The organism is Brevibacillus sp. JNUCC-41 (assembly GCF_014844095.1).
Taxonomy (GTDB): Bacteria; Bacillota; Bacilli; order Bacillales; family DSM-1321; genus Peribacillus; species Peribacillus aracenensis.
This window is the reverse complement of record NZ_CP062163.1, coordinates 1,379,386-1,393,849: the sequence shown is the minus strand read 5'-3', so window position 1 is coordinate 1,393,849 and position 14,464 is coordinate 1,379,386. Positions and strand designations below refer to the sequence as shown.

Sequence of the window (14,464 nt, the reverse complement as noted above, 5' to 3'; positions counted from 1 at the left end):
TTTTCAGTTTTAATGGGGAAAACATGTGCATGTTATGAGAAACAGACTAATAATGTAAAGAAATCAACTAAGTTCATAGGTTTTATTGGATAAAAGAGGTGAGGATTAATGATTACATTGACGAAAGTCAGTAAGCTGTTCCGAACAGGAAAAGGAAACAGTGAGACGATCAAGGCTGTAAATAATGTGAATGTTGAAATAAATAAAGGCGAGATTTTCGGTATCATCGGTTACAGTGGAGCGGGGAAAAGTACTTTAATCAGAATGCTCAATGGATTGGAAACTCCTACAGAGGGATCCGTTGTGGTGGCTGAGAAGGAAATTTCAAAAATTAAAGGGGCTCAGCTCCGTAAGGCACGTCAAGAAATCAGCATGATTTTCCAACATTTCAATCTATTATGGTCAAGGACCGTTCAGGATAATATTTCTTTCCCATTGGAAATTGCTGGTGTTTCTAAAGCGGAACGGATCAAGCGTGTGAACGAATTGATCAAGTTAGTCGGACTGGAAGGCAGGGAAAAGGCCTATCCTTCACAATTAAGCGGAGGGCAAAAGCAAAGGGTGGGCATAGCGAGGGCTTTGGCAAATGACCCTAAAGTGCTGCTGTGTGATGAAGCGACATCTGCCTTGGATCCGCAGACTACCGACTCCATACTCGAATTGCTTGTTGACATCAATCAGCGCCTAGGATTGACGATCGTCTTGATAACACATGAAATGCATGTAATACGTAAAATCTGTCATCGCGTCGCCGTGATGGAAAACGGGCAAGTTGTTGAACAGGGTCCTGTCCTGGATGTTTTCAAGAATCCTAAAGAACAAATGACAAAGCGTTTCGTGCAGCAGGTAACGGAACCGGAAGAAACGAAAGAAACGATGGACCATTTGCTCGAACGTTATCCTGCAGGCAAAGTGATTCAATTGACCTTTGTAGGTGATCATGCAGAAAGCCCGTTGATCACCAAGCTTGTACGTAACTTCGAGTTGGATGTCAATATCGTTCAAGGTAAGATATCCCAAACAAGAAGCGGTTCATATGGAACATTGTTTATCCATCTTGATGGCACTGAGGATGAAATGCTCCGCGCAATCGAATTCATTAAAGCACAGCAGGTAGGCGTGGAGGTGATTACTCATGCTTGAAGAATTATTGCCGAATATTGATTGGGAAGACATTATTGAAGCAACGAAAGAAACGCTTTACATGACAAGCGTCTCTGTAGTGGCAACCTTTTTTATAGGCATAATATTAGGATTGATCCTGTTCCTGACAGGGAAGGGTAATATGTGGGAAAATCGGGTGATTAACGGGGTCATGAGTGCTATCGTTAATATATTCCGTTCCATTCCATTTCTTATTTTGATCGTGCTGCTCATTCCTTTCACTAAAGCACTCGTCGGATCCATGATCGGAGAGAACGCTGCACTGCCGGCACTTATTATCGGGGCTGCCCCATTTTATGCGCGTATGGTTGAAATCGGCCTGCGTGAAATCGATAAGGGTGTAATCGAAGCCGCTAAATCCATGGGGGCAAAAACGAGTACGATCATTTGGAAGGTCCTTCTTCCAGAGTCGATGCCTGCCCTTATTTCCGGGATTACGGTAACATCGATTGCATTGGTTGGATATACCGCAATGGCCGGGGTCATCGGTGCAGGCGGACTTGGTAATCTAGCCTATTTGGACGGCTATCAAAGAAATCAAAATGACGTTACGCTTGTAGCGACGATCGTTATTCTAATTATCGTCTTCATAATTCAAATTATTGGAGATGTGATTACATCTAAATTGGACAAAAGATAAAGGGAGATGAATAGGATGAAAAAGTTTTTAGGCTTTGCATTAATTTTAGTGTTATCTATCGCTTTGGCTGCTTGTGGAAGTGAAAAGGATAAAGGCGGCAGTGGTACGGAAAAAGAATCGAAGAAATTAGTTGTAGGGGCATCCAATGTTCCGCATGCTGAAATCCTTGAGGAAGCTAAGCCGCTTCTTAAAGAAAAAGGAATCGAATTGGAAATCGAAACATTCCAGGACTACGTTTTACCGAATAAGGCGTTGAATGATAAGGAATTGGATGCTAACTATTTTCAGCACATTCCTTACTTAGAGTCGCAAATTAAAGAAAATGGATATGATTTCGTCAATGCTGGCGGAATCCATATCGAGCCAATAGCACTATACTCTCAAAAATATAAAAGCATCGATAAACTACCTGATGGGGCAACGATCATTTTGAGCAGCTCTGTCGCTGACCATGGACGCGCTTTATCCCTTTTGGAAAAGAATGGCCTGATCACTTTGAAAGAAGGCATCGATAAAACGACGGCTACAACTAAAGACATCGTTGAAAATAAGAAAAACCTTAAATTCGATGCTGATTATGAAGCGGCATTACTTCCAAAAATCTATGAAAGCGGCGAAGGCGATGCTGTTTTGATCAACTCTAACTATGCAATCGACGCTGGCTTGGACCCATTGAAAGATTCAATTGCGATTGAAGATTCCGAATCACCTTATGTGAATGTCATCGCTGTAAACAAAGGCGATGAAAATAAAGAAGAAATCAAAGCGCTTGTAGAAGTATTGCATTCTAAAAAAATTCAAGATTTCATCCTTAAGGAATACAAAGGTGCGGTTGTACCGGCGGATAAATAATTCAAGAATGGCGGCCTGATTTAATTCAGGCCGTTTTTTTATGTTTAATCATGAAAGTGAAGGGTATAGAGGTAATGAAGGCATTAAAATGATACACAAATTTGAAAGGATGGTTCACTATCAATACTCTGGATTTAAATGTAACAAGCGAAATGGAAAAGGCGATGCAGTCTTCATATGGGATTGGCTACAGTGAGTACAGTAGAAACTTAGACCTCCGTATCGAGGTTGAGAAAGAACGGGATAGAGAACATGTAAAGTGCAATAAAATGGTCCAGAACCTACAACGCAAAATTCACGGATAAGCATATAAAAGAGTTCTTTAAAAGATCGGTCTGTAGAGGTAAAATGGAAAGTGGTCCATAAATAAGGGTTTCCTTATTGGATAAACTTACATAGTGCCTCTCAGTCCGATTTTTTCTTTTAAAGCGGAACGTTCATACCTTGCAATCAAATTCCTTGAGCATATATTAATAAGGATGAAGATTTGCTGAATAATAAGATAATTTTAACAAAAACTAAAATAAGTATAGATATGCAGTAAACAGGCCATATCTGTTAGTATTGTAAGAATAGGAAGGGTTTTAAACATGGCGGAAGTGAAAACCCCTATCTATTTAGTTGATTCTAAATTGGATTTGTTATAAAATTGGAATGAGAATAAAGTGAGAATGCTTTTACGCAAAATTATAGTAAAGAAAGTAATCCTTACTTTCTGGTAATAAAATTGGAATTAGTTCACGGAGGTATTATTATGTCAGCTTCTACATTAACGGTTAAAGATCTTCACGTATCAATTGAAGGTAAAGAGATTTTAAAAGGGGTAAACCTTGAAGTCAAGGGTGGAGAAATCCATGCGATCATGGGACCAAATGGAACTGGTAAATCCACTTTATCATCAGCAATCATGGGTCACCCTAAATATGAAGTGACTAGCGGAAGCATCACATTCGATGGCGAAGATGTATTGGAAATGGAAGTAGACGAGCGCGCTCGTGTAGGCCTATTCCTAGCTATGCAATATCCAAGTGAAATCAGCGGTGTTACAAATGCTGACTTCTTGCGTTCTTCCATTAATGCACGCCGTGAAGAAGGCGATGAGATTTCATTGATGAAATTCATCCGTCAAATGGACCAAAAAATGGAGTTCCTTGAAATGGATGAAGATATGGCGCAACGCTATTTGAATGAAGGATTCTCAGGCGGAGAGAAAAAACGTAACGAGATTCTTCAATTAATGATGATCCAACCTAAAATTGCAATCTTGGATGAAATTGATTCAGGTCTAGATATCGATGCACTTAAAGTCGTTTCAAAAGGAATCAACGAAATGCGCGGAGAAGACTTTGGATGCTTGATCATCACTCACTACCAACGTCTATTAAATTACATCACTCCTGATTTTGTACATGTTATGATGCAAGGACGTGTCGTTAAATCAGGCGGTCCTGAACTTGCTGCCCGTTTGGAAGCGGAAGGTTATGACTGGATTAAACAAGAATTGGGCATTGAAGACGAAACTGTTGGCGAAGAAGCGTAAGTAGGAGGATTTGCAATGACTACAGAAACGAAATTACCGTTTGAACAAGAGGATATAAGCTCCTATTCAACTAAAAATAATGATCCAGCTTGGTTATCCGAGCTTCGGATTCAAGCGTTTTCTGAATTAGAAAAGCTTCCGATGCCAAAGCCGGATAAAACGAAAATCGATAAATGGAATTTTACTTCTTTCCAGACTCATACGGTTGAAAGTGAAGCTTTTGCTTCTTTAGAGGAGCTTCCGGAAGAAATTAAATCCATCATTGAAGGAAATGAAAACTTATACATTCAACGCAATAATACGCCGGCACATATCAATCTGTCAGCAAATGTGAAAGAACAAGGCGTCATTTTCACGGATATTTTAACAGCGGCTCGCGACCATGCTGAGCTCGTGCAAAAATATTTCATGAAAGACGGCGTTAAGATAGATGAACATCGTTTAACGGCGCTTCATGCTGCATTAGTTAATGGGGGAGCATTCCTTTATGTTCCGAAAAATGTAGAAATCAAAGAGCCGATCCAGTCTGTATTCCTATTGGATAATCCAGATGCTACACTTTTCAACCATGTCTTGATCGTAGCGGAAGATAATAGCTCTGTCACATATGTAGAGAACTACTTCTCAAGCGTTGAGTCTAACGAAGGGGTTGCCAACATCGTAACGGAAGTATTTGCAAATGCGAATGCCAAAGTGGAGTACGGAGCGGTCGATACCCTTTCTAAAGGCTTCACGACATACGTTAACCGCCGTGGGGTAGCAGGGCGTGACGCTCGTATTGAGTGGGCACTTGGCATGATGAACGATGGAAATACGATATCAGATAATACAACATATCTAGTGGGCGATGGCTCTCACGGTGATACTAAATCCGTTGTAGTCGGACGCGGGGAACAAAAACAGAACTTTACGACAGCGATCATTCATTATGGCAAACGCTCTGAGGGCTATATCCTTAAGCACGGTGTCATGAAAGACGCTGCATCCTCCATTTTTAATGGAATTGGGAAAATAGAGCATGGCGCTACAAAGTCAAATGCCGAACAGGAATCACGCGTATTGATGTTAAGTGAAAAAGCACGCGGAGACGCCAATCCAATCCTCTTGATTGATGAAGATGATGTAACGGCTGGCCATGCTGCTTCCGTCGGTCGTGTCGACCCGCTTCAACTGTATTATTTAATGAGCCGTGGTATTACTAAGAAAGAAGCAGAAAGACTTGTCATTCACGGATTCTTGGCCCCTGTTGTTAACCAGCTTCCAATTGAGGGAGTTAAAAAACAATTAGTAGCGGTCATTGAAAGGAAAGTACAGTAATGAACCCATACGAAATTCGTAAGCTTTTTCCGATATTAGATCAAGAAGTCAATGGTCAGCCATTAGTTTATTTAGATAGTGCTGCAACCTCTCAAAAACCGGCTGCAGTGATTGAAGCGATTGAGCAATATTACCGCGGATACAACTCGAATGTTCACCGCGGGGTGCATACACTTGGAACAAAAGCTACGGATGCGTATGAAGGTGCACGTGAAAAGGTACGTAAATTCATTAATGCTTCTTCTACAGAAGAAATCATCTTTACAAGAGGCACAACGACTTCTTTAAATACTGTAGCAAGAAGTTACGGTGGTGCAAATATTAAAGAGGGTGACGAAATCGTCATCTCCTACATGGAGCATCACAGTAATATCATTCCGTGGCAGCAGCTTGCCAAAGAAAAAGGCGCTGTACTGAAGTATATTCCGCTTCAAGAGGATTGCACGATTTCCCTTGATGATGTCAGGGCAACGATTACGGACGCAACGAAAATCGTTTCCATCATGCAGGTTTCGAATGTACTTGGTGTCATCAATCCTGTGAAGGAAATCGCGAAAATTGCCCATGAACACGGTGCTGTAATGGTAGTCGACGGGGCGCAAAGCACGCCGCACCTAAAAGTGGATGTCCGTGATCTGGATTGTGATTTCTTTGCCTTCTCAGGTCATAAAATGGTCGGTCCAACAGGTATCGGCGTATTATATGGCAAAAAAGAACTTCTGGAAAAAATGGAGCCGATTGAATTCGGCGGAGAGATGATTGATTTTGTAGGTTTACAAGAGTCTACATGGAAAGAACTCCCGTGGAAATTCGAAGGCGGTACCCCAATCATTGCCGGCGCCATCGGCCTTGGTGCTGCAATTGATTTCTTGGAAGAAATCGGCTTGGATAATATTGAACGGCATGAACATAAGCTTGCCGCTTATGCAATGGAAAAAATGTCAGCAGTCGAAGGGCTGACCATATTCGGTCCTAAAGATGCAGAAAAGCGTGCGGGTGTAATAACCTTTAATATTAATGACGTACATCCACATGATGTCGCTACCGTTCTTGATGCAGATGGAATTGCTGTCCGCGCCGGTCATCATTGCGCACAGCCATTAATGAAATGGTTGGACGTATCATCGACGGCAAGAGCAAGTTTCTATCTATATAACACGGAAGAAGATATTGATAAGCTCGTATCCGGGCTTGTTAAAACGAAGGAGTATTTCAGTAATGTCTTTTGATAACCTAGATACACTTTACCGACAAGTCATTATGGATCACTATAAGAAACCACGTAATAAGGGCATGCTAGAGGATGGCAGCATGACTATCGATATGAATAATCCAACTTGCGGCGATCGGATTCGTTTAACGATGAAGATTGAAGATGGCAGGGTCAGCGATGTTAAATTCGATGGTGATGGTTGTTCGATATCCATGAGTTCGGCTTCCATGATGACTCAAGCCATCAAGGGCAAAGACGTTGATACTGCCCTAGCGATATCCGAGACTTTTTCCTTAATGATCCAGGGAAAAGAATACGACGATGAGATTGACCTTGGGGATATTGAAGCCCTTCAAGGTGTCTCTAAATTCCCAGCCCGAATCAAGTGTGCTACCTTAGCTTGGAAAGCCATGGAAAAGGGATTGAAGGAATAATTAAATTAAAATGAGCTGTTGTCATTCAGCCATTTGAAATGGAGGAATACGAGCTATGGCAAAGAAAATGCCTGAAATCGGCGATTATAAATATGGCTTTGCGGATAAAGATGTTTCCATCTTCCGTTCAAAGCGTGGTCTGACAAAAGAAATCGTGGAAGAAATTTCTCGAATGAAGGATGAACCGAAATGGATGCTTGATTTCCGTTTGAAATCATTGGAGCATTTTTACAATATGCCAATGCCTCAATGGGGCGGCGACATGCAGAGCCTGAATTTTGATGAAATCACATACTATGTTAAGCCATCAGAGAAATCAGAGAAATCTTGGGATGAAGTTCCTGATGAAATCAAACAGACTTTTGATAAATTGGGAATTCCTGAAGCCGAACAAAAATATCTTGCCGGCGTTTCTGCTCAATACGAATCAGAAGTGGTTTACCATAGTATGAAAGAAGAATTGGAAGACATGGGTATTGTCTTTAAAGATACGGACTCAGCACTTCGTGAAAATGAAGATATCTTCCGTGAGCACTTTGGAAAAACGATCCCGCCTACGGACAATAAATTCTCTGCATTGAATTCAGCAGTTTGGTCAGGCGGATCTTTCATCTATGTACCAAAAGGCGTAAAAGTGGATACTCCGCTTCAAGCTTATTTCCGGATTAACTCTGAAAACATGGGGCAATTCGAGCGTACGCTTATCATTGTTGATGAAGGCGCATCCGTTCACTATGTCGAAGGTTGTACAGCACCTGTTTATACGACTAACTCCCTTCATAGTGCGGTTGTTGAAATCGTCATCAAGAAAGATGCCTACTGCCGTTACACGACGATCCAAAACTGGGCAAACAACGTGTTTAACCTGGTTACGAAACGTGCGGTTTGTGATGCCAATGCAACAATGGAATGGGTCGATGGTAACATCGGTTCTAAATTGACAATGAAATATCCTGCTGTCATCTTAAAAGGTGAAGGCGCTCGCGGTATGACATTATCGATTGCCATTGCCGGCAAAGGCCAACACCAAGATGCTGGAGCAAAAATGATTCACCTGGCTCCTAATACATCTTCAACGATTGTATCAAAATCAATTTCTAAACAGGGTGGTAAAGTAACATACCGTGGTATCGTTCATTTCGGACGTAAAGCGGATGGAGCTCGTTCCAACATTGAATGTGATACATTAATCATGGATAATCAGTCTACATCTGATACGATCCCTTACAATGAAATATTGAATGATAATATTTCCCTTGAACACGAAGCGAAGGTTTCCAAAGTATCTGAAGAACAATTGTTCTACTTGATGAGCCGCGGAATTTCTGAGCAAGAAGCAACGGAAATGATTGTAATGGGCTTCATCGAACCATTTACAAAAGAACTTCCAATGGAATATGCGGTTGAAATGAACCGTCTGATCAAGTTCGAAATGGAAGGATCCATCGGGTAATAACCGACTGGCCTGCCTGTAAGGCGATTCAGGATAACCATTCATACAAAAAGCCTGCCGGGTCTGTCTGGCAGGCTTTTTGTTTTTGATATTCACGCCCTTATACCAAAGATTAGATATGGCTCCATAAGGGTAAAAAATAATAAAAGAAGAAGTCCGGTAATTGGGGCCTGTCCCAAAGGAGTGATGATGCAGATGATTTATGTTGGTGTGACCGGTTGGGGTGATCATGATAGTTTGTATCATGGCGGTGTGTCCCAGCGTGATAAACTCAAAGAGTACGGTGCTCATTTTCCCGTTGTGGAGGTGGATGCCTCATTCTATGCAGTCCAGCCAAAGAGGAACAGTGAAAAGTGGGTATCCGAGACGCCTGCATCATTCCAGTTTGTCGTTAAAGCCTATCAAGGGATGACTGGACATCAGCGTGGGGAAATCCCATTTGAAAGCAAGAAGGAAATGTTCAAGGCATTTTGCGACTCTCTGGAAGCTTATCAGAAGTCCGGTAAGCTCGCGATGGTCTTATTTCAGTTTCCGCCATGGTTTGATTGTAAACGGGAAAATGTGAATTACCTGCGATGGTGCAAAGCTGAAATGGGCAATATTCCAGTTGCCATTGAATTTCGGAATCAAAGCTGGTACAGGCCCAATGTATTTCAGCAAACTTTGGACTTTATCGAAAAGGAAGGCTGGATCCATACTGTATGCGATGAGCCGCAGGCTGGAGAGGGGTCCATTCCTGTCGTTCTGCATGCCGCCGATAAAGATAAAACCCTGATACGCTTTCATGGCCGTAACCTGCATGGTTGGCAAAGGCCTTCTTCAGGTGATAACTGGCGTGAGGTCAGGTACTTATATAGATATAATCATCAGGAATTGACAGAATGGGTGGAGAAAATCAGGAAATTGGAAAAGGAATCCAAGGAGATATATGTCCTATTCAATAATAACTCTGGCGGAGACGCTGCTGATAATGCCAAACAAATGATTGAGTTGCTTGGTATAGAATATGAAGGACTGGCTCCTAAGCAGCTTGGTTTGTTTTAAGGGGCATTATATAATTAATAAAGAGATGATGTGACAAGCTAGAGAGGTAATATCCTCACAAACAGGTAAAGGCGGATTTCTTCATGGTATGGTTAGTATTAGTTGGGATTGGATTATTAGCGGGAGCAATAGGCGCTCTAGTCGGTCTGGGCGGCGGCATTATCATTGTGCCTTCTCTTTTATATTTAGGTACATCTACGAATATTATTGATGAGCTGACTCCTCAGGTCGCCGTAGGTATTTCAACAGTCATCATGATTTTTACCGGCCTTTCTTCTACTTTATCTTATTTAAAACATAAAGTGGTGGATTATAAGGCCGGCTTAATCTTTTTTATTGGCAGTGCTCCTGGTGGAATAATAGGTGCTTATGTGAATAAAAATCTTAACGCCGAAGCTTTTTCATTGTACTTTGGAATTTTCATGGTTTTCATGGCTATTGTGTTATTAGTGAAAAATCGTTTGAAGCCAATGCTTTTCAAGCCTGGAAAAGGGAAAATTGTAAAGACGTATAAAACTGAAAATGGACATTCATTTTCCTATGGTTACCACCCCCTGTTGGCTGTATTGATTTCTTTTGTCGTGGGATTCTGCTCTGGGTTATTTGGAATTGGCGGTGGGGCCTTAATGGTTCCTGTCATGATGCTTCTATTCTTCTTCCCTCCGCATATGGCTGTAGCGACTTCGATGTTCATGGTATTTCTATCTTCCATCACTAATTCGATTACGCATATTTCCCTTGGAAATGTAAATTGGCCATATGCTTTTGCCCTGATTCCTGGTGCTTGGTTCGGTGCTAAATTGGGCGCATTCATCAATACGCGCCTAAAGAGTGCGACGTTGGAAAATATGTTGAAAATAGTGCTGATAATCATTGGTTTGCGTCTTATATATCAAGGTATTACAGGATAAACGAGGAGGAGAAATGATGTCAGAAATCATCCATTTGTATCACACCAATGATCTCCATAGTCATTTTGAGAATTGGCCTCGTATTGATAAGTTTCTTAAGGAAAGAAGACAACTTCATCAAGAAACGGGAGAAGAAGCGATCATACTGGATATAGGCGATCATGTGGACCGTTGGCATCCATATACAGAAGGTACGTTGGGTAAAGGAAATATTGAACTGTTAAATGAAGCGGGCTACCAATATGTGACCATCGGCAATAATGAAGGAATTACTTTACCTCATGAGGCGTTAGACTCCTTGTATGATCATGCAAAGTTCAAGGTCTTGGCAGCGAATATTTATTACGATGATTATGAAAGGCCGGAATGGGCTCTACCATATTGGATACATACGACGGTAAAAGGCACCAAAGTTGCCATGATAGGTTTGACAGCCTTTTTTCAAAAGTTTTATTCTGCGATGGGGTGGGAAATAACAGACCCATTCGTGGAGTTAAGGGCACAGCTCGAAAAGGTCAAAAAAGAGGCGGATGTAATCATCATCCTTTCCCACCTGGGCATCCATGATGATGAGAGGATGGCAGAGGATTTTCCGGAGATCGACATCATACTTGGCGCGCACACCCACCATATCCTCCACCAAGGTAAATTGATCAATGATACACTCCTTTGCGGTGCAGGGAAATATGGTTTCTATGTTGGACAGGTGGAAATGACCGTTAATCAGGAAAAGAAAATTAGCCAGAAGAGAGCCATTCTTTATGATACCAATGACTTTTTGGAATTGGAGAATGAACGGTCATGGATTGAAGAGATATACCAGGCCGGTGGGGAAACGCTAAAACAGGTTGCAGTGGATTTACCCGAAGCACTGGATAATGATTGGTTCAAAGGAAGTCCTTTGACTGAACTCCTTGGGGATGCCCTAAGGGAGTGGACTCAGGCGGATTGTTCCTTTTTGAATGCCGGTCTTCTGCTCGAAGGGCTGCCAAAGGGACCTGTCACAAAAGGGGATATTCACAGAATCTGTCCACACCCCATCAATCCTTGCGTCGTTGAAGTTAATGGGAATGAATTAAAAGAAATCTTAATGCAATCGAGAAATGAGGAGTGGCCTCATGTACAGGTGAAAGGTTTCGGTTTCCGCGGGAAAATCATGGGAGTCATGCATTATGATCAAATTGAATTTAACGTAATGGAGAATGGGATCGTAAAAGGGATATTAATAAAAGGGGAGAAACTGCAGACGGATAAGTCCTATAAACTGGCAATACCTGATATGTTCACGTTTGGGCACTTCTTTCCAAGTATCCAGCGTTCCAATCGCAAGGAATACTTACTACCGGAATTCTTACGGGATATCCTTTTATGGAAGCTGGAAAAAATATACGCAAACACCAAACTCTAAATCACGGTTTCGCCCTTTTTTTCATAAAGTATGGGGAAGAGAGGGGTGAAACCATTTGATTAACATGATACCAATCATTCTTGATAATCATACATTCCTTGCCATTTCTGTCCGACTTCCCAAAACGAATTTACTTGCTGTCGCGTCCGAAAAAGGGTATATAATGTGCGGTGCGTTAGATGTTGGACTGCTGAATGATAAATTGAGAGATCGAAAAATCCTTGCAGGAAGGGCCACAGGAGTTAAATCGATTGAAGAACTATTGGAAGCGCCGCTTGAATCAGTTACCTGGGAGGCTGTGGAAAAGGGCATTCATCCAGGAATGATTGGTAAAGAGGCATTAATCAAAATGATTTGAAAAGGGGGGCTTTCTTTTTTTTGAAGGGGGCCTTATTTTTTTATCAAAGAAAATGCTGATAATTTTTCAATAAATGCGTTCAAACAGATTCATTTATCAAAATATTTTCCGATAATCCTTATAAAGGAAAGAAACGGTTTGATTTACAAATATTGAGTGGGGGAATGGAGTACAAGTATGAGGCTAGCTATTACAAAGTCCCTAAGCCCTGGAGCGAGGCTCGGTAAAAACATCTATAATGAGCGGGGCCATATCCTATTGTGCGAGGGTCTTACATTAACGCAGAAAATGATCAATCGACTGGTGTCCCTAAATATTCCCTTTGTTTACATTCAAGATTCCAGGACGGATGACATTATTCCCAGGCCCCCAGTGTCAGGTAAACTACGAAAAGAAGCCATTAATACGATTGAAACCACTTTCCTGGACATGAAGAACAAAATGAACCTTGCTGGGTCATTCACGATAGAGCAGGCTAACGTCAAGTTCACTCAAATAGTTCGGAACATTATGGGCGAGCTGAAAAGGAATAAGGAGTTAATGACTTTATTGGCCGACGTTTATACATACGATGACTATATCTTTACTCATTCCTTTAATGTGACCTTATATACCCTGGCGATCGGGATGGAATTGAAAATCAATGATAAGAATCTCGAAATTCTTGGGCTGGGAGCGATTCTACATGATGTCGGCAAAATGCTCGTGCCTTTGGAAATCCTCCATAAACCCGGTAAGCTGACGGAAAAGGAGTTTGAACAAATCCAAAAACATGCCGATTACGGTTTCCATCTAATTAAAAATGTTCATACCGTGTCCCTTTTAGTTGCGAATTGTGCCTATCAGCACCATGAACGGTTAGATGGATCAGGATATCCCCGTGGGATAAAAGGAGATAAAATCCATTATTTCTGCAAGATCATTGCCGTTGCCGATGTGTTTGATGCCGTGACTTCCAACCGGGTTTACCGTAAGGCCATGCTGCCGCATCAAGGATTGGAAGTCCTTTATGCCGGAGTAGGGAAAAAGTTCGACAATACGGTCATCGAGGCTTTCCGCCGGGCGGTTGCCATTTATCCTAATGGTCTATCCGTTGAATTGAATGATGGGAGGAAAGGGGTAGTATCCGCTCAGAACGAGGGGATAGGAGACCGCCCCATGATAAGAATTCTTGAAGAAGATGGGGAGCAAATCAAAGAGCCGTATGAAGTGGACTTGAATAAAAACCTGCATTTGCTTATCATGAAATGTCTTAATATACAAGAACCAGCCTAACCTCAAGGATAAGCTGGTTTTTTCATTCCTTGTTTTCCTTCATGATGGGAGGTGCCACCGAACCGTTTCCGTTACTAAAATAACTTGGAACATCGCCTTCGATCAGCAGGCTTCCAACTGTCACTTCTTGACTCACCTTGGTCTCCTTTGTGAATGAGGGGATGACGATTTGAATATTGACATCGAAATCCACAATCAATTCATAATAAACATTATTGATGCCTGCGTTTGTCAGTTTTGTCCTCAAATCCGATTCAACATTCCCGATGACCGACATTTTCACTGGGATTTCAGGACCGTAATTGGAAAGGAGGTTATTCCCGGTCACGACACCAAATGGTATATAATAGACCACACTTTTATATTGTTCATCATTTATTTTGGCTGAACCTGTTTTAAAAGGGTTTCCTTGTTTGATGCCAAGTTTTTTTTGAATATCATTCGTAATGTTAGCCCGCAATTCACTGTATATGACCGGATTGAAGCTATAGGAAGAGCTGGAGTCCTTACCGCCCTTGGTGCTAGTGATGATTTTGTTCATATCAACCTTCGCTATATTCTCATCGACAGATTCATGAATCGTTTCCGTTGCAATCCGCTTGATTTCATATTCGGCTACACTCATGATCACGGGTTCGATTGATTTGTCCACGTACCAAAGGGTCATGATGCTTGATATGATAAACAGGATAAATGAATAGAGAAATACTTTTCGGGTGGGAAGAGGCCCCTTTTTTCGGAATTTCTTCGTTCGAAATCTTTTTCGGAACACGCTTTAGCCCCCTTTACTAATAACTATGCATCAAGTTTGGGGGTTTATGTTATGTTCGAATCAAAAAAAGCAGCGTAAAATTC

At 41.6% G+C, this 14,464-nt stretch carries 14 protein-coding genes; 13 read left to right on the top strand and 1 reads right to left on the bottom strand.

The features are described 5' to 3' along the window. Positions 1–108 precede the first annotated feature (108 nt). The 13 genes from JNUCC41_RS07005 (at position 109) to JNUCC41_RS06945 (ending at position 13,609) form a co-directional block, all read left to right on the top strand. Complete coding sequence (locus JNUCC41_RS07005; protein WP_192206974.1) at positions 109–1,143, top strand: methionine ABC transporter ATP-binding protein; 1,035 nt, start codon at positions 109–111, stop codon at positions 1,141–1,143. Beyond that, complete coding sequence (locus JNUCC41_RS07000) at positions 1,136–1,804, top strand: methionine ABC transporter permease (protein ID WP_076368176.1); 669 nt, start codon at positions 1,136–1,138, stop codon at positions 1,802–1,804. Before JNUCC41_RS07005 ends, JNUCC41_RS07000 begins: the two co-directional genes overlap by 8 nt. 15 nt (positions 1,805–1,819) lie before the next feature. Further along, positions 1,820–2,656: a MetQ/NlpA family ABC transporter substrate-binding protein gene (locus JNUCC41_RS06995; protein ID WP_192206972.1), complete on the top strand. Its 837-nt coding sequence runs from the start codon at positions 1,820–1,822 to the stop codon at positions 2,654–2,656. Between the two features lie 754 nt (positions 2,657–3,410). Beyond that, positions 3,411–4,196, top strand: a complete 786-nt coding sequence (sufC, locus tag JNUCC41_RS06990; protein ID WP_034310141.1) for a Fe-S cluster assembly ATPase SufC — start codon at positions 3,411–3,413, stop codon at positions 4,194–4,196. A 15-nt stretch (positions 4,197–4,211) separates the two neighbouring features. Continuing rightward, the gene (gene sufD / locus JNUCC41_RS06985) at positions 4,212–5,513 is read left to right on the top strand and encodes a Fe-S cluster assembly protein SufD (RefSeq protein ID WP_192206970.1); all 1,302 of its coding nucleotides are present in this window, start codon (positions 4,212–4,214) and stop codon (positions 5,511–5,513) included. Next, a complete protein-coding gene (locus JNUCC41_RS06980) occupies positions 5,513–6,742 on the top strand; it encodes a cysteine desulfurase (RefSeq protein ID WP_141992867.1) in 1,230 nt (409 codons plus the stop codon). The genes sufD and JNUCC41_RS06980 overlap by 1 nt, the downstream gene beginning before the upstream one ends. Then, positions 6,732–7,160, top strand: a complete 429-nt coding sequence (gene sufU / locus JNUCC41_RS06975; RefSeq protein ID WP_192206968.1) for a Fe-S cluster assembly sulfur transfer protein SufU — start codon at positions 6,732–6,734, stop codon at positions 7,158–7,160. The genes JNUCC41_RS06980 and sufU overlap by 11 nt, the downstream gene beginning before the upstream one ends. Positions 7,161–7,215: 55 nt before the next feature. After that, a complete protein-coding gene (gene sufB, locus JNUCC41_RS06970; protein ID WP_192206966.1) occupies positions 7,216–8,613 on the top strand; it encodes a Fe-S cluster assembly protein SufB in 1,398 nt (465 codons plus the stop codon). A gap of 195 nt (positions 8,614–8,808) precedes the next feature. Continuing rightward, positions 8,809–9,657, top strand: a complete 849-nt coding sequence (locus JNUCC41_RS06965) for a DUF72 domain-containing protein (protein WP_192206964.1) — start codon at positions 8,809–8,811, stop codon at positions 9,655–9,657. Between the two features lie 83 nt (positions 9,658–9,740). Continuing rightward, positions 9,741–10,568 (top strand): sulfite exporter TauE/SafE family protein, encoded by an 828-nt coding sequence (locus tag JNUCC41_RS06960; RefSeq protein ID WP_192206962.1) that lies wholly within the window; start codon positions 9,741–9,743, stop codon positions 10,566–10,568. A gap of 16 nt (positions 10,569–10,584) precedes the next feature. Next, on the top strand, positions 10,585–11,976 hold the full coding sequence (locus tag JNUCC41_RS06955) for a bifunctional metallophosphatase/5'-nucleotidase (RefSeq protein ID WP_192206960.1): 1,392 nt from the start codon (positions 10,585–10,587) through the stop codon (positions 11,974–11,976). A 55-nt stretch (positions 11,977–12,031) separates the two neighbouring features. Beyond that, a complete protein-coding gene (locus JNUCC41_RS06950; protein WP_034310161.1) occupies positions 12,032–12,334 on the top strand; it encodes a YunC family protein in 303 nt (100 codons plus the stop codon). A 177-nt stretch (positions 12,335–12,511) separates the two neighbouring features. Then, positions 12,512–13,609 (top strand): HD-GYP domain-containing protein, encoded by a 1,098-nt coding sequence (locus JNUCC41_RS06945; RefSeq protein WP_192206958.1) that lies wholly within the window; start codon positions 12,512–12,514, stop codon positions 13,607–13,609. 22 nt (positions 13,610–13,631) lie between these two features. On the opposite strand, the gene yunB is transcribed toward JNUCC41_RS06945, so the two are convergent. Then, positions 13,632–14,381 carry a sporulation protein YunB gene (yunB, locus tag JNUCC41_RS06940; RefSeq protein WP_192206955.1) on the bottom strand — a complete coding sequence of 250 codons (750 nt, stop codon included), beginning with the start codon at positions 14,379–14,381 and terminating at the stop codon, positions 13,632–13,634. Positions 14,382–14,464 lie beyond the last annotated feature (83 nt).